The sequence below is a fragment of the Natrinema thermotolerans genome (genome assembly GCF_031165565.1).
GTDB classification, from domain to species: Archaea; Halobacteriota; Halobacteria; order Halobacteriales; family Natrialbaceae; genus Natrinema; species Natrinema thermotolerans.
This window is the reverse complement of record NZ_CP101873.1, coordinates 2,222,902-2,246,917: the sequence shown is the minus strand read 5'-3', so window position 1 is coordinate 2,246,917 and position 24,016 is coordinate 2,222,902. Positions and strand designations below refer to the sequence as shown.

Genomic DNA, 24,016 nt, shown 5'->3' with positions numbered 1-24,016 from the left:
CCGTTTGATCGATGGCGCTCCAACAACTACAGAACGCGCACTCGGACGACCAGATGCAGGAATGTATCGACAACTGCCTCGAGGCCGCGCAGGTCTGTGAGTGGTGTGCCGACGCCTGTGCGGGCGAGGGCGATGACATGGCCCGCTGTATCCGACTCTGTCGGGACGTGGCCGATATCGCCTCGCTGCACGCACGCTTTATGGCCCGCAACTCCGGCTACCACGGGGAGCTTGGCGAGATCTGTGCGGACCTCTGCGAGGAGTGTGCCGAGGAGTGCGAACAGCACGACCACGACCACTGTCAGGCCTGTGCGGAGGTCCTGCCGAAGTGTGCCGAGAGCTGCCGGGAGATGGCCGCGGCCTGAAGCGGGAGTCGAGACGGCTTTTTTCAGTTACTGACCGCGGCCCCGACCACGCCGGCGATCGCGCTCTCGATGGCCATCACGAGCGAGACGGCGACGGCGAGCGCGAAGATCCCGATCCCGGCGGCCCCCGAGATCGCGCCGCCGACGGGACCGAGCGCCAGCCCGGCCAGACCGACGGCGACGCCGATCAACAGGCCGCCGATGATTCCGCCCAGCGAGCCGGCGAGCAGACCGTGCCAGAAGCCACGTCCCAGCCCGCCGCCGGCCATGTAGCCGGCGACGAACCCGCCGGCCAGCCCCGCGACAATCTGGCCGATCCCGGGGACCACGAGGCCGACGATTCCCACCACCGTCACGACGACGAAGCCGACGAACACCGCGCGCCAATCTGTCATGGCTCCCCGTAGGCAGGCGGCAGGGATAAGCTGACGGCGGCCAACGGACGCCCTTTTATGGTCGCGGCTCCTACTGCTGCCCATGATTTTCGAAGACCTTCCGACGACGCCCACGTCGGAAGAGTTGATCGACAAGGCGTTCTCGCGGGCGGCGCGGGCCGGCAAGGCCAAGGGCGGCCTCGAGGCCCAGCAGTCGATGCTCCAGACGGCGGCGAACATCATCTCGGACAACTTAGAGAACGTGGTGACGGCGTGGCCGGACTTCGAGTACGACGCCCACCCGTTCTACTACGAGCTGGCGGACGCGATCGTCGACGTCGACCGGCTCCGACAGGCGCTATCGGAAGTGATGTGGGCCAGCCGGAAGGCCCGCGAGATCCACGAGGAGTACCAGCCGCGGCTGCGCAAGACCGACGTGGACACTGCGCGCAAGCACCGGAAACAGGCCTTCGCCCGACTCGCCGACATCGTCGAACAGGTCGAGGACCACCTGCTCTACATCAACGAGTCGCGCAACGACCTGCGGGACCTGCCCGAGATCAACCCCGACGAGCCGACGATCGTCGTCGCCGGTTACCCCAACGTCGGCAAGTCCTCGTTCGTCAACGACGTTACCAGCGCCCGCGGCGAGACCGCCTCCTACCCGTTCACGACGAAGGGGATCGGCGTCGGTCACTTCGAACGGGACCACATCCGCTACCAGATCGTCGACACTCCCGGGCTGCTCGACCGGCCGCCGGAGGAGCGCAACGAGATCGAATCGCAGGCGGTCAGCGCCATCGAACACCTCGCTGACTGTATGCTCGTCATGCTCGATCCCTCGGGGGAGTGTGGCTACCCGATCGGCTCACAGCTCGAGCTACGGGACGCGATCGCGGCCCGGTTCGAGGAGATCCCCGTCCTCACGGTCGCGAACAAGATCGATCGGAAGGAAGTCTGGAACGAGTCGCTCGAGGCCCTCGACGCCGACTACACCATGAGCGTCGAAACCGGCGACGACGTCGAGACGGTCCTCGACGCAGCCGTCGCCGCGATCGACTACGAGCCCGAACTGCCGTTCGACGGGTAGCGCGGGGACCGATCTTCGACTGCACGTCCCTCGACTCGGTGAACCGTGAGCGAACGGCTCGCTCGAGAACGGACCCGTCGTGACGACGGTCGCGGCGTCGCCGCGGACCCCGGTCACGAGCAGCCGGGTTCGTCGGGCGACCACTCGCAGGCGTCGCCCGCCGTCAGGTCGTTCTCTTCGATGTGTGCCGAGAGACAGGCGTAGTTACAGAAGTGAGTCGGCGAGCCGCAGTCGTCGGTGCAGTCGCGGACGCAGATCGGATCGTGATCGAAGATCCGCGAGCCACAGTAGGCACACTCCTCGTTCGCGTCCGGCGTCGTGACGGTCGTGGGCATATTCGCGCTACGAGAGCGAGTACCGAAAGGGTTTCCAGCACTCGAACTCGCCAGCGGTTCCCGCCTCGCCGCCCGTCAGCCGGTGCCCCGTTCGGTGACTTCGACGTACCTGACTTCGACGGCGACCGAGCCGTCGGCGTGGTCGTTGATCCGCTCGTGGAGGGTATCGGCCAGTGCGGGCGCGGACTCGCCAGGTGGCCCGCCGATGGTGACGATCACCCGTTCTGGATTCCGGAACGGGTAATTATCGTCCATCACGACTTCGAACTCGAGCAGCTGATAGTCCTCGTATTGCTCCTGGGAGAGGACTCCCTCGACCTCGTCGCGGGCGTCCTGTTCGAAGTTCCCCGACTCGTAGGAGGCGTAGGTGATGCCGCCGAGAAAGACCGCGAAGACGAGGACGATGACGACGAGCCCGGCGATCCGCTTACGGAGTCGCTGTTCGGTCTCGCCGAGCGAGAACAGGTTCTCCGGACGGTAGCCGGCGTACCACAGCGTCACCAGCCCGGCGAGATTGACCGACAGCAGATTGACCAACACCAGCACCGTCGCACCGATCGCCGATGTCGGCTGACCCCACGCGATAGCGATGCCCGCGACGCCGGCCGGCGGGATCAACGCCGCCGCGATCATGACGCCGACGAGGGCGACCGCAGTCCCCGTCGCGATGCTGACGACCCCCGCGACACCGGCCCCGAGCGCGATCGCCAGCGACAGCAGGTCCGGCGCGAGCCGCTCGGAGATCTCCCCGACGCTCGAGAGGACGAGGTCCGGCGGCACGATGTTCAGCGACCGGACGACCAACGCGAAGATCGCCGCGGCCACGATCGCGACGACGACGCCGATGATCTGATAGGTGACGCTCTCGACGAACATGTCCTCGTCGTCGATTACCGTCCCGACGCTCGCGCCGAGCGCCGGCCCGATTAGGGGCGCGATCACCATCGAGCCGACGACGACCGCCGGCGAATCGAGCAAGAGCCCGGCGGTCGCGACGACGGCGCTGATGACCGTCATCACCACGTAGACGGGAAAACTCGGCGTCAGATCGTCGGCTTCGGCCTGCAGTTCCTGCCGGGAGATGCGGTCCGAACCGACATCGCCGTTCTCGTACTCGTCACGCAACGCCTGAAACCGCCGCGAGACGACCGTCTCGGCGTCGACGACGACGGTGTAGGCGTCCTCCTCGATCCCCGCATCCTGAATCTCGTCCAACACCGGCTCGACGGCCGCGTCCGGCAGCGGGAAGTACATGACTCCCGTATACGACCGGCTGCTGGTCTCGTCGGTCACGACGTAGTCGATCCCCCGATCGTCGAGGATCGAGAGGATCGTCTCCCGCTTGCCCGTCGGGATCGTCAACTGTACGAGCCGCACGGGAGGCTCTGACGAACCCCGGCCTCATAACTCCGGGCATTCCGCCCTATCTCGTCGGTCGGATCGACTCGAGCGACGGCCCGATCACCGCAAAAGGTTATTGTAGGACAGCCAACAATCTCCGGTATGAAGCGCCGGATGGCCCTCCCGCTGGGCATCGTCATGCTCGGGCTTGTCAGTGCATACGTTGCCGCGTTCGGTCCGCGCGTGTTCACCGGACCGCTCGCCGGGGCCCTCCTGGCCGGCTTCGTCCTCTCGGCGGTTCTCATGATCGTCGGCGGTCTCGTCGACTCCGCGTCGGTCGGCGGCCGAGCCGTCCCGTGGAACGCCTTCGTCGGCGTCGGCGACGTCCTCCTCGCGGCCGTCGTCACGCTGTCGGCGGTTCGATCCGCCCTCGTCGACGGCGACACGGCGTCGTGGATCTTCGCCGCGGCGATGCTGGCCGGCGGCACGTCGATGGCCTGGTTCGGCGTCCAGACCGCCCGCGACAGTCGCCACGTCGACCTCGAGGCGACGCCCTCGAGTCGCCGACTCGTCGCGATCGCCGCCCTCGTCGCCGTCTCGGTCGGCATCGGGGCGTTCGTTGCGACGAGCGTGTAGTCTCGACCATTACGCCTCGGACGGGTCCCGAGAGCGGCCGGGCCCAGTTACAACGCCTATAAACGTCACACCGGCCTACGGATGGCCATGATCGAGTTCGATACGCGACCGAACCGGGACGCCGAGGTGGCCCTCGTCGGTCGTTCGAACGTGGGCAAGTCCACGCTCATGCGCGAACTGACCGGCCACAGCTTCGACACCGGCGGCAAACCCGGCGTCACCCGCTCGCCCAACCACTACGACTGGGCCCCCGAGGACTTCGTCATCACCGACCTCCCCGGCTTCGGCTTCATGAGCGGCGTCGACGAGGACCTCCGCGAGGAGATCAAAACCGAGATCGTCCACTACTTAGAGGACTACGCCGACAACATCCTCGTCGCCGTCCTCGTCGTCGACGGCAAAAGCGTCATCGACATCATCGACCGCCACTCCGGCCCCGACGAGATCCCCTACGACGTCGAGATGTTTCACTTCCTGCGCGATCTCGATATCCCCACCGTCGTCGCCGTCAACAAGATGGACAAGGTCGACGACGAGGACGAGCGCCTCGACGCGCTCTGTGATCGGCTCGGCCTCTACCCGCCGTGGAAACAGTGGCAAGACACCATCGCCCCCATCAGTGCGAAAAAGGGCCAACTCGAGCCGCTCAACGACGCCGTCCGGAACCAGCTCCACGAGCAACAGCGGGACGACCTGTTCAAGTTTTTCTGACCAACCTTTTGCTCTGCGTGCGGTCGCAAAGCGACCGCACTCGGCAAAACGTTGATGAAAAGCACTCCTCCTTCCGTTCGTTCCTTTCAGTCACTCACATCAGTCGTCGGCCCGCTCGCTCACCCTTCGGGTTCGCTCACGGTGGGTATCGGGTAAGCGCCTGCCCTCCCCCGGATCACGCGACTCTCGCAGTCGCTCGAGCCGCGCTCTCGGCCATCGACCTCGTAATCGCGATCAGACCACGCGGTTGTGGAACGCCTCGCCGGTCTCGAGCCGATCGACGTTCTCGCGGACGATATCGCCGATGTCCCGGAAGTAGTCGCGGGTATAGGCCGCACAGTGGGGTGAGATGATCACCTCGTCCATCCCCCACAGCGGGGACGACTCGGGCAGCGGCTCCTCCTCGAAGACGTCCAGCGCTGCGCCGGCGAGGGCATCTGCCTCGAGCGCGTCGATCAGCGCCGGTTCGTCGACGACCGACCCACGGGCCACGTTCACGAAATAGGCGTCGTCGCGCATAGCGTCGAACGCCGCGGCGTCGAAGAGGTGGTGCGTTTCGTCGGTCAGCGGGACGGTGACGATCACGAACTCGACGTCCGCGATCGCCTCGAGCAGCCGGTCGTTGGCGTAGACCTCGTCGAAACCGGGGACCGGATCGCCCGAGCGCCGGACCCCCCGCAGGTCCACGCCGAGCGCACCCAGCGTCTCCGCGACGCCTTTGCCGAGGGTGCCGGTGCCGACGACGCAGGCCGTCGATCCCGGCAGCGTGAAGGCCGCATCCCATTCGGGGCGGTCCCAGCGACGCTCCCGCTGGTTCGCGACGTGAACGTGCAACCGGCGGGCGAACATGAGGAGATAGCCCGCGACCGTCTCGCCGACCGTCCGGTCGTGGATCCCCGTGCTGTTGGTCAGGACTACGCCCGCATCCTCGAAGGCGTCGAACGGGAACCGATCGACCCCCGCCTGGATCGAATGAACCCAGTCAACCTCGAGGACGGCCTCGCGATACTCGAGGGTGACGACCGCGTCGCAGGCGGTGATCCCGTCGTCGCCGATCACCGACACCGCGACCGGCAGGTCGGCGAGGTAGTCGGCCAACTCCGCCGGCGGAAAGACCTGCGCGACGGACTCGTGAATCCCGAGCCGCTCGAGTTCGAACTTCATGGGCGTCGCTACGTGAGAATCGGGGTTGAACGTTTGGCACCCGGAAGGCGGTTCGGAACGAATGAGTGGCGGCTCGGGGAAAAACCCTCGTCACAAGGGGCTCGGAGGGGGTAACTTTTCGTCACGGCCGCCGGTGGGGACTACTCAACCGAGTGGTTTCGGTCTGTCGTTTCCCGCGCCGCCGGGCCACCGCCGTCGCGCCAGGTCTCGAGATCGCGCAACTCCGTTGCGACGGCCTCGATTTCGGCGGGCTCGAGTACCCCGCGCTCGGTCACCACCTCGGTCACGCAGTCGGCCGGCGTCACGTCGAAGGTCGGGTTCAGGGCGTCGATCGGGGCGTCGCCGTCGTACACGGCCGAGCGGTCGCCGGACTCGAGGTTGACGGCCTCGCTGGTCGAGACCTTGGCCGTGGCGGCGACGACCGACACCGGGACCCCCTCGCGAGCGGCGGCGACCGCGAGCGTGCGGGTCCCGGTCTTGTTCACCACCGAGCCGTCGGGGAGGACGGTGTCGGCACCGACGACGACCCGGTCGACGTCTTCACGCGCGAGGACGGCCGCGACGGCCGCGTCGGTATGGACCGTCACGGTGCAATCGGTCGTCGCCGCCAGCCGTTCGGCGACGTCGATCCCCTCGCGGGCGGGGCGGGACTCCGCGACGAAGATCCGGGATGGATCGCCCGTCTCGAGCGCTTCGAGGACGGTCCCCGACCGCGAGAGGGTCGCGACGCTACCGCCGAGCCGATCGGCGGCGATCGCCGCGGTTTCGGTATCGGCCGCGAGGGCACGGTCGATCGTCGACAGCGCCGACTCGAGGACGGCGGGCGCGCCCCAGTCGTCGCCGTCGGCCCCGGTAGCGCCGGCCATCGCCCGGTTGACCCGGTTCCGGAGGACGGCCATCGACGGGCGGGCTTCGAGCAGTCGGCCGGCGAGTTCGGCGAGTTCGTCCCGCTCGCCCACGGGATCCGCTCCGGATTCCCCCCGTTCCGCGACGAGCAGCCCCGCGCGATCGCGCAGTACCTCGAGCGCGCGCAGCGAGAGGGCAGCGGCCCCGTGTTCGTCGTCGGCCGCGATCGACCGGACCGTCGGTGCGACCCGCTCGTAGGCGGTCCACAGTTTCGGGACCGGCTCGCGGTCGTCCTCGAGGATCGCAGTCGCCGGGACCCACTCGGCGGCGTCGTGTTCCTCGCTCAACTCGACCTCGCGGGTGTCACAGTCGAACAGGTACGGGTGGACGACCCACTCGCGCTCGAGATCGGAATCCTCGAACTCGACCGGCCGTCCGGACCGAACGAACGAGACCGTCTCGCCGGGCTCGAGGCCGGTCTCCTCGCAGATCTCCGTGCGGACCTGTTCGTCGGGGTCGCCCTCCGCGAACCCGGAGACGCCGCCCCACTGGCCCCGGTAGGTGCCGACGGCGTCGCTGCGGCGCAAGCAAAGAACGTCACTCCGATGGCGGAGGAACGCGGTGACGACGTGAGCCGGGTCGTCGCTCGGGGTATCGGTGTCCGGGCACATACGATGGCCCACGGCGACCGGGAACGTGTCGCTTTCGAACGCGCCACTGGGACCGCGAGGGACTCGCCCCGAACCCGTCCGCGAGGCGAGCGGCGACTCAGCACGACTCGAGCGGGACGGACGACGGGTCGGCCGCTGACGAACGCTTTTCTGAACTGGCGGCCGAACGGACGGCCATGACGCGTCTCGCAATCGTTTCCGATACCCACGTCCCCACTCGAGAGTCGGAGGTTCCCGCATGGGTCGTCACCGAGATCGAGGCCGCCGACCACACCATCCACGCCGGCGATTTCGAGTCGGTCGGGGCCTACGAGCGGTTCGTCGACCTCGCGGGTGGCGAGTTGACTGCCGTGCTGGGAAACGTGGATCCGGCGACGCTCGACGTGCCGAGGACGGCCACCCTCGAGGTCGACGGTGTGACGTTCGTCGTCACCCACGGCGACGGATCGTCGGGTAGCTGGCGGGAACGAGTCGTCGAGACGGCCCGCGAGAAAGCGGGCGCGGACGCCGACACGACGCTCGTCGCCGTCGCCGGTCACACCCACGCAGTAGTCGACGAGACCGTCACGTTCGACGAGTCTCGCCCGGCCGACGAGGATCGCGTCCGGATACTCAATCCGGGGAGCGCCACCGGCGCTGCGCCCACGACTCGCGAGACGATGTTCGTCGCCACCGTGACCGACGGCACCCTTGCGATCGAGCATCGAACCGGAGCGGTCGGTTCGTCTCGAGAACGGGAGCGGGAGTATCGAACGATGGACGAACTATAAACCGACGGCAGCACAATCCGACGCGTATCGATGGGACCTCCCGAACGAACAGCCGCCGACTCCGGATCGGACACCCGGATCGGCGTCGACGTCGGCGGCACCTTCACCGACGTGGCGCTCTCGCTCGACGACCGGCTCGTCACCGCGAAGGTACCCTCGACCGACCCCCAGCACGTCGGCGTCCTCGAGGGGATCGAGAAGGCCTGCGACGACGCCGGCATCGAGCCCGGCGAGATCGACGGCTTCGCCCACGCGATGACCGTCTCGGTCAACGCCCTCCTCGAGCGCGGCGGCGCGGAGACGGCGCTCGTGACCACCGAGGGGTTCCGTGACGTCCTCGAGATCGGCCGGCAGGACCGGCCCGATCTGTACGATCTCGAGGCCGAGAAGCCGGAGCCGCTGGTGCCCCGCGACCGGCGGTTCGAGATCGACGAACGGACGACCGCCGATGGGCTCGAGCGACCGGTCGACGAAAGCGAGGTCCGCGAACTGGCGGCGACGCTGCGCGAGCGCAACGTCGAGGCGGTCGCAGTCGCACTGTTGCACGCCTACGCGGATCCCGAAAACGAGCGGGTGGTCGCCGAGACGCTGCGCGAGGAACTTGCCGTGCCGGTTTCGGCGTCCCACGAAGTACTCGCGGAGTTTCGCGAGTTCGAGCGGACGTCGACGACCGCGGTCGACGCCTACGTCCGCCCGGCGATCGATACCTACGTCGGCCAGCTGGTCGACGAGGCCGGCGACGCCGGCATCCCCGCACCGCGGATCATGCAGGCCAACGGTGGGATCGCCGATCCCGAAACCGTGTGCGAACATGCCGTCACGACGACGCTGTCAGGCCCCGCCGCCGGCGTCGTCGGTGCCGCGGCGACCGTCGACGACGACGACGTCGAGGGGCTCGTGACCTTCGACATGGGCGGCACCTCGAGCGACGTGAGCCTCGTCCGGGACGGTCGGGCAGAACGGACGACCGATGCCGAAATCGATGGACTGCCGATCCGGACCCCGATGGTCGACGTCAACACCGTCGGCGCGGGCGGCGGCTCGATCGCGTGGATCGATTCGGGCGGCGCGCTCCGTGTCGGCCCGGAATCGTCGGGCTCCCGGCCCGGCCCCGCCTGCTACGGCCGTGGCGGGACTGAACCGACCGTCACGGACGCCAACGTCGTACTGGGTTACATCGGCCCCGAGACCGCACTGGGCGGCGAGATGACCCTCGACGTCGAGGCAGCCCGCGATGCGCTCGGCCGACTGGCCGACGAAGCGGGCCTCGAGGGACCCCTCGAGGCGGCACAGGGCGTCTACCGGGTGGCGAACGCGACGATGACGCGGACGATCCGCTCGGTGACCGTCGAGCGCGGCCACGACCCCCGCGAGTTCGCGCTCGTGGCCTTCGGTGGTGCGGGACCGATGCACGCCGCGGCACTGGCCGATTCGCTGTCGGTCGATCGCGTCGTCGTTCCGCGACCGGGCGGGGTGCTGTCGGCCTTTGGCCTGCTCGCGGCCGACGAGAGCTACGACGCCGTACGAACGGTCGGCGTCGACCTCGAGGGCGCGGACCCGACGATGCTCGAGGCCGTCTACGACGACCTCGTGGCCGACGTCCTCGCGGACGCGTCCGATCGGGACGCGGCACGAGTCGAGCGGGCCGCCGACTGCCGGTATGCGGGCCAGAGCTTCGAGTTGACGGTCCCCGTCGGCGAGACGTTCGACGCGGCGGCGGTCACAGACCGCTTCCACGAGGCCCACGAGCGGACCTACGGCTACGCGATGGACGAATCGATCGAGGTCGTCAACCTCCGTACGACGGCGACGATTCCGGGGAGCGAACCGGGGATCAGCCACGAGGGCAGCGGTGCTGCCGTCGTCGGCACCCGAGAGGCACACTTCCCCGAGGCCGGCGCACGCGAGACGACGGTGTACGACTGGGAGCGACTCGAGACCGGCGCGTCGGTCCCGGGGCCGGCGGTACTCGAGCAGGCGGAGAGTACGACGGTCGTCCCCCCGAACTGGGACGGCGAGATCCTCGCCGACGGAACGCTCGTCATGACAAGCGGAGGTGAGTCGCGATGACGGACGTGAGCGGGGGTATCGATCCGGTGACTCTCGAGGTCCTGCGTAACCAACTCGAGAGCGTCGCCGAGGAGATGGGCCAGACGCTGATCCGGGGCGCGTACTCGCCGAACATCAAGGAACGGCGGGACTGCTCGACGGCGCTGTTCGACGCCGAGGGCCGGATGGTCGCGCAGGCCGAACACATCCCGGTCCACCTGGGCGCGATGCCGGCCGCCGTCGCGGCCGTCCGCGAACACGACCCACAGCCCGGAGACGTGTTCGTCCTCAACGACCCCTTCACCGGCGGGACGCACCTGCCGGACGTGACGATGGTTTCGCCGATCGCCCCCGGTCGGGATGACGACGAGGACGGGGACTCCGACGGTGAGATCGTCGGCTACGCCGTCTCTCGAGCCCACCACGCCGACGTGGGCGGGATGACTCCCGGCAGCATGCCCGCCGGCGCGGAAGAGATCTACCAGGAGGGGCTGCGGCTCCCGCCGACCCGGCTCGTCGCCGGCGGCGAGCCCCGGGAGGAGGTCCGCTCGCTCGTCCTCGCGAACGTCCGCGACCCCGACGAGCGCCGGGCGGACCTGCGCGCCCAACAGGCCGCCAACGAACGGGCCGCGGAACGGCTCGCCGACCTCTTCGACGACCACGGCCGCGAGACGGTTCTCTCAGGGTTCGACGCCGTGATCGATTACTCCCGCGAGCGGCTCGCAGACGAGATCGCGGCCCTACCAGACGGCACCTACGAGGCGACCGACGTCCTCGAGGGCGACGGCGTGACCGACGAGGACGTCGAAATCGCGGTCGCGGTGACGATCGACGGCGAGTCGATCGATGTCGACTTCTCGGGAACGGCCGCGCAGGTCGCGGGCAACCTCAACGCACCGCTGGCGGTCGCGACGAGCGCCGTCTATTTCGTGGTGCGCTGTCTCACCGACCCCGAGATCCCGCCGAACCACGGCTGTTACGAGCCGGTGCGCGTCAGCGCGCCCGAGGGATCGCTACTGAATCCGACCGCGCCGGCCGCCGTGGTCGGCGGCAACGTCGAGACCAGCCAGCGGGTCACCGACGTGGTCTTCACCGCGCTGGCCGAGGCCGCCCCCGATCGCGTCCCCGCGCAGGGACAGGGCACGATGAACAACCTCACCATCGGCGCGCGGGACGGCTCCTTCGCCTACTACGAGACGATCGGCGGCGGCTTCGGCGCGCGCCCCGAGCGCGACGGCATGGACGGCGTCCAGGTCGGCATGACCAACACGCTCAACACGCCCGTCGAGTCCCTCGAGACGGAGTATCCGCTCCGGGTCGAGCGCTACGCGCTCCGTGAGGGCAGCGGCGGTCGCGGCCGCCATCGGGGCGGCGAGGGCCTCGAGCGTTCGGTGACCGTCGAAACGCCGGCGACGGTGTCGCTGCTGACCGAGCGCCGCCGCCACGCGCCGAAGGGCGTCGCCGGCGGCGAGGACGGCGCGACCGGCGAGAACCTGATCGATGGCGAAGCGGTGCCCGCGAAGACGACGGTCGACGTCGACGCCGGGACGACTGTCACCGTACGGACGCCCGGCGGCGGCGGGCACGGCGACCCCGAGGAGCGCGAGGAGTAGGGGTTCGAGTATCGTACGCCTCCAAGCGGTCGGAAAGTCGAACGGCAGCCCGACCGCTGTCACCGCGTTCGCGGAGGCAGGGGATTCCGAGAGGGAGGTCAAGCGGACGACCGGTTCGCGTCGGAACTGCGCTTCAGAGCGTCCCGTCCCAACTTTATCGCATATGCACCGACTACGAGAGAGAGAAGAGCATATACCGCTGGTAATTCGTCCGTGTAGAGAATGACGCCGCCGGATAGTACGACGGGAATTCCCAATGAGAAATGCATGTGATGTTTTTTCGGCCCCTCTATTGCGAGCAGGAGAGACGAGATCACCAGCCCCGAATACAGCAGTTTGAGAGAGAGCGGTTGTGACGGCTCGTAGAGAATAGCGGTACTCGCTAGAAGGAACAGGGAAGCCAAGATCTGAGGGACGCGTACCGCGTTCGGAACCATCTTTTTGATATTGATGTCGTACTTTCAAATATTAAACCGCTCCTATAGAGAATGTCGATTATTCTATCAGCAGTATAGCGGTGAGACCGGAGAGCGCGCCGACGGTGTCAGCTTCCCCGTGGAAAATGTCAGAATCGCCCTCGAGCCAGCCATCAGTGACTCCATTCTCCGGTGACGGTGCCCTTTTGACGCCGCTTCCCCACCCACCGGTATGGAACTCAACGGCGTGGCGGACCTGCCCGAGGTCCGCCCCGGCGACGACATCGCCGCCCTCGTCGCGGATCGGGTCGACCTCGAGCCGGGCGACGTACTCACCGTCGCGAGTACGATCGTCTCGAAGGCCGAGGGTCGGACGGCGGATCTCGAGGACTATCCCGTCAGCGGGCGAGCCGAGGAGATCGCCGACCGGATCGAATCGGTCGCGGGCGAGGAGAAGGACCCGCGGTTCGCACAGGCGGTCTTGGAGGAGAGTTCGGAGCTGCTGATCGACTGTCCGTTCCTGCTGGCCGAGACGCGCTTCGGCCACATCGCGCCGAACGCGGGGATCGACCGCTCGAACGTGCCCGATCACGACATCCTCCTGTTGCCGCGCAAGCCGAGCGAGAGCGCCGAGCGGATCCGCTCGGGGCTCGCGAAGCGGGGCTACGATGACGTCGGCGTCGTGGTGACCGACACCTGCGGGCGACCGTTCCGGCACGGACAGACCGGCGTCGCGATCGGCTGGGCCGGGCTGCCAGCCAGCCGGGACTGGCGCGGCGAGGCGGACCGGGACGGCCACGAACTCGGCGTCACCGTCCAGTCGGTGATCGACGAACTCGCCGCCGCCGCGAACCTCGTGACCGGCGAGGGCGCGGGCGGGACCCCGGCTGTCGTCGTCCGCGACTGGGAGTTCGGCGACCACGAGGGGAGCGACGAACTCTTCCGGTCGGTCGACGACGACCTGATTCGACAGGCGCTGCGGGAGTGGAGGGGCGACGCATGAGCGACGGCTCGAGTCAACCGACCTGGGGGATCGAACTCACGCCCGAACACCCGCCCGAGCGGCTCGCCGATCTGGCCGGGCTCGCGGAGGACGAGGGGTTCGATGTCGCGTTCGCGAGCGGCCACTACTTCAACCGCGATCCGTTCGTCGTCCTCTCGCGGATGGCCGACGCCACCGACGACCTGCAGCTTGGCCCGGGCGTCGTCAACCCCTACGAGACCCACCCCGTGAAACTCGCCTCACAGACCGCGACGATCGACGAGGTCAGCGACGGGCGGGCGGTCTTCGGCGTCGGTGCCGGCGATCGCTCCTCGCTGTCGAACCTGGGTATCGAGCGCGACAGCCCGCTCCGGCGCGTCCTCGAGACGTTCGACCTCGCGCGGGACCTCTGGGACGGCGAGACGGTCACCCACGAGGGGACCTTCACCGCGCGGGACGCCTCGCTGAACCTCGAGCCGGCCGGGGAGATACCGGTCTACGTCGGCGCACAGGGCCCGCACATGCTCCGAATGAGCGCGAAACACGCCGACGGCGTGTTGATAAACGCCGCCCATCCGCGGGACCTCGAGTGGGCCGCGGGGCAGGTAGAACAGGGGCTCGCGGAACGGCCCGACGACTACGGCGACTTCGAGTCGCTCGCGTTCGCCAGCGTCAGCGTCGCCGCCGACGAGAGCGAGGCACGCGAGGCGGCCCGGCCACCCGTCGCCTTCATCGTCGGCGGGGCCGCCGAGCCGGTCCTCGAGCGCCACGACATCGACTGGGAGGCCGCGAGCGCGGTGAGCGAGTCCCTCGAGCAGGGTGACCTGCCCGAGGCGTTCGGCCGCGTCACGCCGGCGATGATCGACGCCTTCTGTATCGCCGGGACGACCGAGACGGTCGCCGACCGGTTCGGGGCGGCACTCGAACACGTCGACGGGATCGTCGTCGGTTCGCCGCTGGGGCCGGACCTCGAGGACGCGGTCGAACGGGCGAGCGAGGCGCTGGCGCGGGTGAGTACCGACGGCTGAAAAGCGACTCGCAGTCAGTTCGCGGTAAAGAGGTCACCGACCGCGCCGAGGGTGAGCGCGCCGAAGACGGCCAGCGAGAAGACGACGAGGAGGCCACCGATCAGGACCAGCAACGGCGCGAGCCCGTCCCCCGCAGCGACGTCACTGAAGAGTTCGGTCATCTCGGTGAGGTTGTCCACGACGATGTTCGACGGTGTGATGGTGTCCATATGCGGGGGTTGTTATCGGGGCTACTTGTCCGTGCCGGTCCCGCCCGGCCGGTCGACCACACAGCATCGTCGGAGCGATTAAGCCGCTCCCGCTCTAACATCGGCCCGTGACTGAGGACGCGACGCTCTCGGCGTTCGACGACGAGGAGACGGCCACCGAGTCGGCCACCGAGTCGGGCGGCGACGGGGCCGGAGCCGAGACGGAGTCAGGGAGCGACGACGCGAGTCCCGGCGATGGGGCGAGCGTCCGCTCGACGTACGCGTGGGGAACGTACACGTGCAGCCACTGTGAGACCGCGGTCGACCGGGTCTGGCGCGCGGACGGCGACCTCGTCTGTCCGGACTGCAAATCATGGTAATCGGCGACTGCCGGCGGTAACGACCGGCTTCTCGAGGGTGTCCTGCGGGCGGGCTCCCGAAGTTTTATATCTTCGTCGCGGCTTTGTACACGTGCAATGGCGAAAGGTACGGTCGACTTCTTCAACGACACTGGCGGCTACGGCTTCATCGAAACTGACGACGCGGACGAGGACGTGTTCTTCCACATGGAGGACATCGGCGGTCCTGACCTCGAGGAGGGGCAGGAGTTGGAGTTCGAGATCGAGGAGGCCGAGAAGGGGCCACGCGCGACTAACGTCGAGCGGCTCTAGGTCGTCCCGAACGGAGGTATCGTTTTCCGACTGCTAGCCGGATAGCTTCGGCACCGTCGATCAACGGGTTCGAGCGACGATCGGTCGACCGGCCGCCGATACGTCTCATACGAGTATTAATTCCCGTGACACAAAACATATGTCTCGGAGCGCCGGATGTCGTAGTAACGGCCGAGTCGCCCGCCTCCCCGCGGCCAGTGACGAGAGTATGACCGATGCCAATCCGACGCCGGACGCGAGTACCGATCCGCCGACCGACGGCGATACCCTCCGGATCGACACCGTCGAACGGCTCTGTGACGACATCGAGCGAAACGTCGCCGACGTCATCGTCGGGCACGACGACGCCGTCGAACACGTCGTCACCGCCTTGCTCGGCCGCGGCCACGTCCTGCTCGAGGACGTGCCGGGAGTCGGCAAGACCATGCTCGCGCGCTCGATCGCCAGATCCGTCGACTGCTCGTTCAGTCGGGTCCAGTTCACCCCCGATCTCCTCCCGACGGACGTGACCGGCGTCAACGTCTTCAACCAGAAGACCCGCGAGTTCGAGTTCCAGCCCGGCCCCGTCTTCGGCAACATCGTCCTCGGCGACGAGATCAACCGCGCGCCGCCGAAGACGCAGGCGGCCCTGCTCGAGGCGATGGAGGAAGAGCAGGTCACCACCGACGGCCGGACCCGCGAGCTGCCGACGCCGTTTACCGTGATCGCCACCCAGAACGCCGTCGAGCCCAACCGGACCTACGAGTTGCCCTTCGCCGAGGTCGATCGCTTCATGAAGAAGCTCCGCCTGGGCTACCCCGACCCCGACGAGGAGGCCGAACTGCTCGGCCGGACCGTCGGCGATCACCCCATCGAGTCCCTCGAAGCGGTGACCGACCGCGAGACCCTCGTCGCCGCCCGCGAGACCGTCTCGACGGTACAGGTCGCCGAGCCGGTCCGGGAGTACGTCACGCGGCTGGCGGCGTACACCCGCGAGAACGCCCACATCGGCGTCAGCCCCCGCGGGACGATCTCCCTGCTGCGGGCGGCCCAGGCCCGGGCGGTCACCAACGGTCGGGAGTACGTGATTCCCGACGACGTCGAGACCGAGGCGCGGGTCGTCCTGGGCCATCGGATCAAGACGAACGGTCGCGAGCGCGACGGTATCGCGGTCGTCGAGGACGCACTCGAGCGCGTCCCCGTCGAATGAGACTCACGCGCCGCGGCTGGGTCGCCGTCGCCGTCGTCCTCGCGGCCGCCGCGATGAGCTGGCGGTTCGGGCCGCGTGCGTTGAACGCGGTCGTCGTCCCGCTGCTCGTCGTCCTCCTCGCCGGCGCCGTCGTGGTCGCCCGCGCCGAACGGCCCCGCGTGACCCGCCGTCCGCTCGCCGAGGGGTTCATCGGCGAGGAACGAACGGTTTCGGTCGCGATCGAAACCAACGGCGCCGTCGCAGCGACGGTATCCGATACCGTCGGCGACGGCCTCTCGGCGATCACGGCACCCCACGCCGAGACGACCCTCGACGGCGAGGCGACGTTCGCCTACGACCTGCGGCTCGAGGCGCGCGGCCGCCATCGGGTCGGGCCGCTCTCGATCGTGGTCAGCGACGTCGTCGGCCTGGTCGAACGGCGGTTCGAATACGAGGAGACGGCGACGGTCCTGGTCTATCCCCGGGTTCGGGCCCTCGACGGCGGCCCCGCGGTCGATCGGCGGACGCTCGCCAGCGTCGCCGACCGACGGACCCGCGAGGAGTTCGACCATCTCCGGACGTACCAACGGGGCGATCCGATGGCCGACGTCCACTGGAAGAGCGCGGCCAAACGCCCCGACGAGGACCTCGTCGTCACGGAGTACACCGACGACGACGCGGTCGGTGCCGTCACGATCGCCGCCGATTGCCCGACCGACCGTGAGGACGGGGCCGACGAGATGGCGTCGGCCGCCGCCAGCGTCGCGACCGCCCTCCTCGAGCAGGGGGCGACGGTCGGGCTCGTCACACCCGACGCGACACAGCCACCGGGAACGGGCCGTGCCCATCACCGGGACCTGCTCGGACTGCTCGCCGTCGCCGAACCGGGTGAACTCCCCGAGGAAGAGCGCCGAGACGCCGACGTCGTGGTCCGGACCGAGTCGACCGGGACGACGATCACGGTCGACGGCCGGGAGATCCCCTTCGATCGGCTGTTCGGCACGGATCGTTCGGACCGGATGGGAGACGACGGGCCGGTCGATCCCGACCCCGGCAATCGATCGGGGGTGAGCGTATGAGGACGGAGACCGCGAGCCACGCCGGCGAGCGGACGGTCACGATCGATACCGACGGGAGGGTCGATGTCGCCCGCTGGCTGGCACTCGGCTGTGTCTTGGTCCTGACGGCGTCGTACGTCTCGGTCCTGTACGGCGTGACACAGGTCGTCGGCGGTAGTCGATCACTGCTGGCGATCGTCGGCCTGAGCCTCGCCGCGGCGACGGTCCTCGCGGGGCTGATCCGCCCACGGACCGCGGCGATGGTCGCCGCGGTCGGGGCCGGGATCGGGTTCGCCTACTACTTCACGTCGGCCGGCGTCGAACTCGGTACCGTTCTCACGGCGACCGACCAGCTCGTTTCCGATACCGTCGCGCTCGCGACCGGGCTCCCGTTGCTTCGAATGGTGCAGGCGGGGACCTGGACGCTCGGGTTCGCGCCCGCCCCCGTGTTCCTCTCGTGGTATCTCGCCGCCCGGGGCCGGTACGCCGCCAGCGTCGTCCCCGGCGGCGCGGCGCTGGGCTTTCTCGTTCTGACCGGGGACGCGGGGACACCGGCCGCGCTCGCCGGCACCCTCGCAGCCATCGGTGCCGTTGCCTTCGGCGACCTCCGCCACCGTGGCGGCTCGATCGCACAGGCGGACCTGCTCGCGGTCCTGTTCGCGGTGACCGTCGCGCTCTCGCTGTCGGTCTCGGTCGTCCCCGGCGAGCCGACGGGGCCGACACACCTGACACAGGGCGAACCCGGGACCCTCGAGGCGACGATCGACTCGGCACCCCAGCGCTCGGGGATCTCGGGACAGGTGGATCTCTCGCCGGAAGTGCGCTTTACCGTCGAATCGGACGAGCCCGCCTACTGGCGGACGGGCGTCTACGATCGGTTCACCGGCGACGAGTGGGTCCGGACCGGTCAGGACAGACGATACGACGGGCAGCTGGCTTCGCCACCCGACAGCACCGAGACCGTCAAACAGACCGTCACCGCCGAAACGGAACTCGGGATCATGCCCGTCGCACCCCAGCCGGTCGAACTCGGCGGCGAGGTCACGCGGCGGACGACCGTCTCCAGACACGGCCAGCCCCGGCCCGAAACGCCGCTCCAGCCGGGCGAGAGCTACACGGTCGAGAGCGCTGTCGTCGATCCCAGCCCGGCGGCGCTTCGAGCCGCGGGGACCGACTACCCGGGCGGAATCACCGACACGTACCTCCAGACGCCCGAAGACACCTCGAGCGCCTTTGGCGACCGAACCGACGAGATCACTGCCGACGCCGACACCCCCTACGACAAAGCGGTCGCGATCGAGGACGCCCTCGAGTCGACGAAGCGCTATTCGCTCGAGGTGTCCCAGCCCTCGGGCAACGTCGCCGAGAAGTTTCTGCTGGAAATGGAGGCGGGCTACTGCGTCTACTTCGCGACGACGATGACCCAGATGCTCCGTGAAGAGGGGGTTCCGGCCCGCTACGTCACCGGCTACACGACCGGCCAGCAGGTCGACGACGACACCTACGTCGTTCGCGGGCTCGACGCCCACTCCTGGGTCGAGGCCTACTTCCCCGACCACGGCTGGGTCCGGTTCGATCCGACGCCGAGCAGTACTCGGAGCGACGTCCACACCGACCGCCTGCAGGAGGCCCGCGCAAACGGGAACGACGACGCCGACACCGACGAGAGCGCCGACGTGCCAATCGACGGGAACGATCCCGGAACGGACGAGGAGCCACGAGATGGGGACGGATCCGACCCCTTCGACGGGAACGGAACCGAACCGAACGACCCGTCCGACGTGCAGGAACCCCAAAACGACACGGAACCCGAGAACAACGCTACGAACGACACCGACGACCCCGAGACGTCGTTCAACGGCACCACCGTCGACGGCGGGGACGAGCGATCCTGGCTCGAGCGCCTCTCGGCGATCGCACGCGAGTCGGTCGCGCTCGGGGTGGTGGCGCTCGTCGGCCTCGCTGCGGGGGCGCGTCGGACCGGCGCGCTGGCGCGACTCCGGCGGGAGATCGGCGTCTACTGGCACGGCCCCCGGCGCGATCCCGACCGGGACGCCGAACGCGCGTTCGAGCGCCTCGAGCGCCTGCTGGCTCGACAGTACCGGCCCCGACGACGGTCGGAATCGGCCCGGGCGTATCTGACGGCCCTTGCCGCGGCCGCCACCGAAGGCGAGCCACCGACGGATCCGCGCCTCGAGCGCGTCCTCGAGGCCTACGAACGGGCGACCTATGGCGGGGGCGTCGACAGGGAGGACGCCGACGCAGCGATCGCAGTCGTCGACGATCTCGCCCGGGACCGGCTCCCGGTGATCGGCCGTCGAGAGTGACAGCGACTCCGGGTGTCCACGGTCAGATGATTCCGGAAGTGGGGAGAGCGACCGCGATTTCCCCGCGTCTCCGGCTCGCCCCTTGAAAAAGAACCACGCGAAGGCATGCGGGTCCCGATAGTGTTTAATATGCCCGTTTCATACCAACGAACGTAATGTCGGAAGTCTGCTCGACGTGCGGGCTGCCCGAGGAACTCTGCGTCTGCGAGGACGTGGCCAAGGGCCAACAGCAACTCAACATCCGCATTGACGAGCGCAGATACGGGAAAGAGGTAACGATCGTCGAAGGATTCGATCCGAAGGACGTCGATCTGGACAGTCTCTCGTCGGATCTCAAATCAAAATTCGCCTGTGGTGGCACCGTCGAGGACGACCAGATCGAACTCCAAGGCAACCACACCGGCCGCATCGAGGAGTTCCTTCGGGACCGCGGCTTCAACGTCGCCTGATGCCCGCGATGCTCTGAGACGACTTCCGAACCCACGACCGCGTCGCCGCTTCAGTATCCGTTTTTCGCGTCGCTCCACTGAGAGCCACCGCTATCGGTCGAGTCGATACGATCGAGACCGCGTTAGAAGGGCGATTCCTGCTCGGCCTCGTCGTCCTCGCCGTCATCCTCGCGGACGAGCCCGAACTTCATCCCGTACTTGTCCAGCCCGCCCGCCATGCTCTCGACGCGCGCGTCGGCGGTCCCCTCGTAGGTGCCGATGAGCTGGGCCGCCTGGACGCTTGCCTTCCCGTGTGGACAGACCGTGACGATGTGATCCTCGCCCTCGAGTTCCTCGAGCCGGTCCATGAGCCGATCGAACGGAATGTTCTCGCTGTCGGGGATGTGGCTGTGGTCGAAGCTCCGCTCGTCGCGGATGTCGACGATCCGAACGTCCGCGTCGTCCTCTACGAGTTCCTTGACCTCATCCGGGGAGATTTCGCCGTCCATTACCGGAACGATAGGCATCGACGCGAATAAGAACCGGGGTTTGGGCCCTCGACGGCCCGACAGATCCCCTGCAATCGCCCGTCGTACCGATTTCGACAGTCCGTCTCAGAGGACGCCGTCTTCCTTCGCCAACAACAACCCCGAGAGAGTCGCGTCGTTCGTCGGTCCCTCGCGGACGCGCTCGAGCGCCTCGCTCACCGGGATCGTCCGGACGTCGAGGAACTCGTTGGTGTCCAGTTCCCGCTCACCCGGCTCGAGTCCCTCGGCGTAGACGATTCCGCGGTCGTGGCGCAACACGCCCGTCGCGACGGCGTACTCCTGTAGCAGGGCCGTACTCGAGGGCCGGAAGCCGGTCTCCTCCTCGAGTTCGCGGGCCGCCGCCGTCGTGTAGGACTCGCCGCCCTCGACGATCCCCGCCGGCAACTCGAGATGCGTCTCGCGGATCGTCGGCCGGTACTGCTCGACGAACAGGAGGTGATCGCCGTCGCCGTCCGCGTCGGCGAGAACGCCCCCGTCGACCCGCGCGACCACGACCACCGCGTCCGGCAGCTGGGCCCAGTAGTAGCGCTTTTCGGTTCCGTCGGGCTGTTCGAGCAAGTCGTAACCGCCGTCGTACCAACTCGTCTCGTACTCGGTTCGCTCCTCGAGCAACGCCCACTCGTCGGGTACAGTCATCGGCTATCACTGCGGACTCGAGGCCGTAATAGATGGTCGTTCGTCGAGCCACGAACCGTCTCAGGACCGGTCGACTACGTCCCGGTACACCCGCCCGAACGCCTGCCGACGGAGCGTCGCGACCGCCGCCTCGGGCTCGTTCTGGAAGGTCGCGGCGACGGCCGTACCGTCCGGTCCCGCGTGCCAGACGACGCGGTCGACGTCCTCGTGGCCGACTTCAGTCACCTCGCCGTCGTACCCCTCGCGCCACTCCTCGTACTCCTCGCGAGATCCGACGTGAACCTCGAGTAGATTGGCGAAGAGGGCGTCTCGAGCCGTTTCGACGACGTCGCCGGTGACCCGGTCGTCGTACTCCTCACGATCGAATTCCATGGCCTTCGCGACCTCGCGGACGACCGTCTGTGCCGCGGGTCCGACCGACTCGTAGCGTTCCCGCGCCTCGGCGGCCGACTCGAAACTGAACGTCCCCTCGGAGTGCATATTCGGACGGTCGACCGACTGGCAGTTACGCGTTTTCGTTCCCGTCGGCGCCGTCCGCCGAGTCGGCCCCCTCGTCCCCGTCCGAGGTCTGCATCTCGCGGGTCAACTCGGCGGCCTCCTGCAGAACGTCCGCCGCTTCGGCCGTCAGGTCGCCGCGACCGGGGCCGCGGCTCTGTCGACTCACCGCCCCCTCGAGCGAGTCGGGACGGCCCGGTTCGCGACCGTGGCCGTGATCGTGACCGCTCCCTTCGAACTCCGGCGTGTCGATCTCCTCGGCGTGCGGACTGACGCGGGCCCCGAGTTCCTCGGGGCTACAGTCGGCCCAATCGGGCGCGTACTCCTCGAGCCACTTGCGGTGTTCCTCGCGGCCCAGCGATGCGGTGATGGCGAGATGGTTCGCGAGATGGACCGCGTCTGCCTCCTCGGCATCACAGACCGGACAGGCGTATCCCATACCCGGAGATACGGCCGCAGACGGTAAAACGTCCCGCTACTCCACTTTGCGGATCATCACGATCGCGTCCTCGCCGTCGCCGTAGTACGCCGGCACCCGGCGGAGCGGCTCGAACCCGAACTCCCGATAGAGCCGTTTGGCCCCGTCGTTCGACCGGCGCACCTCGAGTTTGACCGTGCCCGCACCCTGAGCCGCGAGGACGCCGAGCGATCGGGACAACAGTGCGGAACCGATGCCGGCACCGCGGTGGTCGGGATGGACGGCGATGTCCTTGACGTGACCCAGCGCGCGGCCGATCTGCTGGGTCACGTCGGCCACGATATAGCCAGCGATCTCGCCGTCGGTTTCGGCGACCAGAAACCCGGGATTACCGAGAAAGCGTTCGAAGGCGTCGTAGGGCCAGGGCTGGGAAAACGAGTCGTTCTCGATGCGAACGACCGCGAGCAGGTCCGCCCGCTCCGCGGGCCGGATCGATACCCGTTCGCCGTCCTCCGGCGCGAACGTCGTCACAACCAGAAGTTACACGCCGAACAGTAAAAGCCGTACGCGTCCCGGAAGCGAGCCGACGATACGACGGGCTCGAGCCGGGACCGACCGCCTACTCCTCGGCGTCTTCGTCGTCCCCGTCGAAATCGGTCGTCGGTTCCGCGTCTTCGGTACCGCCGTACTGGGTCTGCTCGTCGTCCGCGGCGGCGTCGTCCGTCACGGGACTCACTCCGCTGGGATCGCACCCATCTCGAACTCCTCGGTCAATTCTTTCAACTCCTCGAGAGCTTCCTGTTCCTCACGGAGGTTCTGTTCGAGGAGATCGGCCGCCTCGTCCATCCCGAGCTGGTCGGCCAGCGGGATCAGGTTCCCATAGGCCGCGATCTCGTAGTGTTCGGTCTTCTCGGCGGCCGCCATATTGTGATAGTCCATCACCGCCTGGTCCGGCTCCATCGCCGTGAACTCCTCGTACTCCTCGAGCAGCCCTTCGACTCCCTCACACTCCTCTTTCTCCGGTGGCTCGCCGAAACTGTCGAAGACCTCCTCGAGCCGATCGATCTGTCCCTGTGTCTCCTCGCGGTGATCCCCAAACGCCTGTGCGATCTCGTCGCGATCGGTATTCGACTCCAGTTCCTCGAGCGCGTCGAGCAGCTGGTGTTCCGCGTGATAGATGTCCTCGAGGCCGTGTTCGAACAGGTCGTGGATCGTCTCCATACTCATCGTGAACCAGTCGCTCGTTCACCCGCTGGGCGAAAAAGCCGAGAGCCTGCGACGGCAGGCGCTCACGACTCCGTTTTCGTCGCCTCTTCGACCCGAGTCGCGTGTTTCTCGAGGTCCGCGGCCAGCGTCCGGGCCTGTTCGGCCGTCAACTCGAGATCCTCCATATGCTTCGGGATGTACTCCTCCGAGAGGTTGTCGAATTCGAGCCGGAGCCGGACGCGCTCGGGATCCTCCCGATCGGCCGTCGCGTCGACGACGGCGACCGACTCCCACTCGAACGTCTCGCCCACTGCCTTCCCCTCGACGTAATCGAGCGTCGTGCGTGCAGTGACCGACAGCAATCGATCGGACATGTCAGTCGGGTCAATTCGCCGAGTCGACTTATACTACTCGTCCACCGTATCGATCTCGGGGTTCGGCCACCGCCTCCGAAGGGCCGGAACCGAACCCACTCACCGACC

29 protein-coding genes are annotated in these 24,016 nt (G+C 68.0%); 15 read left to right on the top strand and 14 right to left on the bottom strand.

Annotation, left to right across the window (positions count from 1 at the left end; all coding sequences use genetic code 11):
• Positions 1–11 precede the first annotated feature (11 nt).
• The gene (locus NP511_RS11580) at positions 12–365 is read left to right on the top strand and encodes a four-helix bundle copper-binding protein (protein ID WP_049965606.1); all 354 of its coding nucleotides are present in this window, start codon (positions 12–14) and stop codon (positions 363–365) included.
• Positions 366–388: 23 nt separating this feature from the next.
• Here NP511_RS11580 and NP511_RS11575 read toward each other — a convergent pair whose 3' ends face one another.
• Positions 389–760 carry a DUF5518 domain-containing protein gene (locus NP511_RS11575; protein ID WP_049965605.1) on the bottom strand — a complete coding sequence of 124 codons (372 nt, stop codon included), beginning with the start codon at positions 758–760 and terminating at the stop codon, positions 389–391.
• A gap of 82 nt (positions 761–842) precedes the next feature.
• Here NP511_RS11575 and NP511_RS11570 point away from each other — a divergent pair, with 82 nt between their 5' ends.
• Positions 843–1,829 carry an NOG1 family protein gene (locus NP511_RS11570; RefSeq protein ID WP_006648089.1) on the top strand — a complete coding sequence of 329 codons (987 nt, stop codon included), beginning with the start codon at positions 843–845 and terminating at the stop codon, positions 1,827–1,829.
• A 113-nt stretch (positions 1,830–1,942) separates the two neighbouring features.
• Here NP511_RS11570 and NP511_RS11565 read toward each other — a convergent pair whose 3' ends face one another.
• A complete protein-coding gene (locus NP511_RS11565; protein WP_006648090.1) occupies positions 1,943–2,164 on the bottom strand; it encodes a hypothetical protein in 222 nt (73 codons plus the stop codon).
• A gap of 75 nt (positions 2,165–2,239) precedes the next feature.
• Complete coding sequence (locus tag NP511_RS11560) at positions 2,240–3,541, bottom strand: TIGR00341 family protein (RefSeq protein ID WP_049965604.1); 1,302 nt, start codon at positions 3,539–3,541, stop codon at positions 2,240–2,242.
• 126 nt (positions 3,542–3,667) lie between these two features.
• Between NP511_RS11560 and NP511_RS11555 the strand changes: the two genes are divergently transcribed.
• Both NP511_RS11555 and engB read left to right on the top strand, forming a co-directional pair.
• The gene (locus NP511_RS11555) at positions 3,668–4,141 is read left to right on the top strand and encodes a DUF7994 family protein (RefSeq protein WP_049965603.1); all 474 of its coding nucleotides are present in this window, start codon (positions 3,668–3,670) and stop codon (positions 4,139–4,141) included.
• An 87-nt stretch (positions 4,142–4,228) separates the two neighbouring features.
• On the top strand, positions 4,229–4,852 hold the full coding sequence (gene engB, locus NP511_RS11550) for a GTP-binding protein EngB (RefSeq protein WP_049966877.1): 624 nt from the start codon (positions 4,229–4,231) through the stop codon (positions 4,850–4,852).
• A gap of 234 nt (positions 4,853–5,086) precedes the next feature.
• On the opposite strand, the gene ddh is transcribed toward engB, so the two are convergent.
• Together ddh and NP511_RS11540 are read right to left on the bottom strand one after the other, a co-directional pair.
• On the bottom strand, positions 5,087–6,016 hold the full coding sequence (ddh, locus tag NP511_RS11545; protein WP_049965602.1) for a D-2-hydroxyacid dehydrogenase: 930 nt from the start codon (positions 6,014–6,016) through the stop codon (positions 5,087–5,089).
• 140 nt (positions 6,017–6,156) lie between these two features.
• A complete protein-coding gene (locus tag NP511_RS11540; protein ID WP_049965601.1) occupies positions 6,157–7,533 on the bottom strand; it encodes an eIF2B alpha/beta/delta subunit family protein in 1,377 nt (458 codons plus the stop codon).
• A 176-nt stretch (positions 7,534–7,709) separates the two neighbouring features.
• Here NP511_RS11540 and NP511_RS11535 point away from each other — a divergent pair, with 176 nt between their 5' ends.
• From NP511_RS11535 to NP511_RS11525, 3 genes are read left to right on the top strand one after another with little or no spacing between them, the layout of a single operon-like run.
• Entirely contained in the window at positions 7,710–8,303 is a 594-nt protein-coding gene (locus tag NP511_RS11535; RefSeq protein WP_049965600.1) for a metallophosphoesterase family protein, read from the top strand.
• 30 nt (positions 8,304–8,333) lie between these two features.
• Positions 8,334–10,373, top strand: coding sequence for a hydantoinase/oxoprolinase family protein (locus NP511_RS11530; protein ID WP_049965599.1), 2,040 nt, complete (start codon positions 8,334–8,336; stop codon positions 10,371–10,373).
• Positions 10,370–11,965, top strand: coding sequence for a hydantoinase B/oxoprolinase family protein (locus NP511_RS11525; protein WP_049965598.1), 1,596 nt, complete (start codon positions 10,370–10,372; stop codon positions 11,963–11,965). The genes NP511_RS11530 and NP511_RS11525 overlap by 4 nt, the downstream gene beginning before the upstream one ends.
• A 98-nt stretch (positions 11,966–12,063) precedes the next feature.
• Here the strand turns inward: NP511_RS11525 and NP511_RS11520 are convergent, their stop codons facing one another.
• Complete coding sequence (locus NP511_RS11520) at positions 12,064–12,402, bottom strand: hypothetical protein (protein WP_049965597.1); 339 nt, start codon at positions 12,400–12,402, stop codon at positions 12,064–12,066.
• 211 nt (positions 12,403–12,613) lie between these two features.
• Here NP511_RS11520 and NP511_RS11515 point away from each other — a divergent pair, with 211 nt between their 5' ends.
• Positions 12,614–13,384 (top strand): coenzyme F420-0:L-glutamate ligase, encoded by a 771-nt coding sequence (locus NP511_RS11515; protein ID WP_049965596.1) that lies wholly within the window; start codon positions 12,614–12,616, stop codon positions 13,382–13,384.
• The gene (locus tag NP511_RS11510) at positions 13,381–14,391 is read left to right on the top strand and encodes a 5,10-methylenetetrahydromethanopterin reductase (protein ID WP_049965595.1); all 1,011 of its coding nucleotides are present in this window, start codon (positions 13,381–13,383) and stop codon (positions 14,389–14,391) included. Before NP511_RS11515 ends, NP511_RS11510 begins: the two co-directional genes overlap by 4 nt.
• Before the next feature lie 14 nt (positions 14,392–14,405).
• Here NP511_RS11510 and NP511_RS11505 read toward each other — a convergent pair whose 3' ends face one another.
• Positions 14,406–14,600: a DUF8024 family protein gene (locus NP511_RS11505; RefSeq protein ID WP_006648101.1), complete on the bottom strand. Its 195-nt coding sequence runs from the start codon at positions 14,598–14,600 to the stop codon at positions 14,406–14,408.
• A gap of 107 nt (positions 14,601–14,707) precedes the next feature.
• Between NP511_RS11505 and NP511_RS11500 the strand changes: the two genes are divergently transcribed.
• From NP511_RS11500 to yciH, 6 genes are all read left to right on the top strand, one after another.
• The gene (locus NP511_RS11500) at positions 14,708–14,959 is read left to right on the top strand and encodes a DUF7573 domain-containing protein (RefSeq protein WP_049965593.1); all 252 of its coding nucleotides are present in this window, start codon (positions 14,708–14,710) and stop codon (positions 14,957–14,959) included.
• Positions 14,960–15,055: 96 nt separating this feature from the next.
• Positions 15,056–15,250 carry a cold-shock protein gene (locus NP511_RS11495; protein WP_006648103.1) on the top strand — a complete coding sequence of 65 codons (195 nt, stop codon included), beginning with the start codon at positions 15,056–15,058 and terminating at the stop codon, positions 15,248–15,250.
• 208 nt (positions 15,251–15,458) lie between these two features.
• Positions 15,459–16,439, top strand: a complete 981-nt coding sequence (locus NP511_RS11490) for an AAA family ATPase (RefSeq protein ID WP_049965592.1) — start codon at positions 15,459–15,461, stop codon at positions 16,437–16,439.
• Positions 16,436–17,497, top strand: coding sequence for a DUF58 domain-containing protein (locus NP511_RS11485; RefSeq protein WP_049965591.1), 1,062 nt, complete (start codon positions 16,436–16,438; stop codon positions 17,495–17,497). The genes NP511_RS11490 and NP511_RS11485 overlap by 4 nt, the downstream gene beginning before the upstream one ends.
• The gene (locus tag NP511_RS11480; RefSeq protein WP_049965590.1) at positions 17,494–19,803 is read left to right on the top strand and encodes a transglutaminase TgpA family protein; all 2,310 of its coding nucleotides are present in this window, start codon (positions 17,494–17,496) and stop codon (positions 19,801–19,803) included. Before NP511_RS11485 ends, NP511_RS11480 begins: the two co-directional genes overlap by 4 nt.
• Positions 19,804–19,958: 155 nt before the next feature.
• Positions 19,959–20,252, top strand: coding sequence for a stress response translation initiation inhibitor YciH (yciH, locus tag NP511_RS11475; RefSeq protein ID WP_006180453.1), 294 nt, complete (start codon positions 19,959–19,961; stop codon positions 20,250–20,252).
• Between the two features lie 122 nt (positions 20,253–20,374).
• Here yciH and NP511_RS11470 read toward each other — a convergent pair whose 3' ends face one another.
• The 7 genes from NP511_RS11470 to NP511_RS11440 all read right to left on the bottom strand — a co-directional run bounded on the left by NP511_RS11470 (position 20,375) and on the right by NP511_RS11440 (position 23,908).
• The gene (locus NP511_RS11470) at positions 20,375–20,740 is read right to left on the bottom strand and encodes a rhodanese-like domain-containing protein (protein WP_049965589.1); all 366 of its coding nucleotides are present in this window, start codon (positions 20,738–20,740) and stop codon (positions 20,375–20,377) included.
• 105 nt (positions 20,741–20,845) lie between these two features.
• A complete protein-coding gene (locus NP511_RS11465) occupies positions 20,846–21,415 on the bottom strand; it encodes an NUDIX hydrolase (protein ID WP_049965587.1) in 570 nt (189 codons plus the stop codon).
• Between the two features lie 60 nt (positions 21,416–21,475).
• Positions 21,476–21,895 carry a DUF5809 family protein gene (locus NP511_RS11460; RefSeq protein WP_006648109.1) on the bottom strand — a complete coding sequence of 140 codons (420 nt, stop codon included), beginning with the start codon at positions 21,893–21,895 and terminating at the stop codon, positions 21,476–21,478.
• A gap of 25 nt (positions 21,896–21,920) precedes the next feature.
• A complete protein-coding gene (locus NP511_RS11455; protein ID WP_049965586.1) occupies positions 21,921–22,349 on the bottom strand; it encodes a DUF5810 domain-containing protein in 429 nt (142 codons plus the stop codon).
• Between the two features lie 36 nt (positions 22,350–22,385).
• On the bottom strand, positions 22,386–22,859 hold the full coding sequence (gene rimI, locus NP511_RS11450) for a ribosomal protein S18-alanine N-acetyltransferase (RefSeq protein WP_049965584.1): 474 nt from the start codon (positions 22,857–22,859) through the stop codon (positions 22,386–22,388).
• A 201-nt stretch (positions 22,860–23,060) separates the two neighbouring features.
• Entirely contained in the window at positions 23,061–23,555 is a 495-nt protein-coding gene (locus tag NP511_RS11445) for a DUF892 family protein (RefSeq protein ID WP_049965583.1), read from the bottom strand.
• 62 nt (positions 23,556–23,617) lie between these two features.
• Positions 23,618–23,908 carry a DUF6360 family protein gene (locus tag NP511_RS11440; protein ID WP_006648117.1) on the bottom strand — a complete coding sequence of 97 codons (291 nt, stop codon included), beginning with the start codon at positions 23,906–23,908 and terminating at the stop codon, positions 23,618–23,620.
• Positions 23,909–24,016 lie beyond the last annotated feature (108 nt).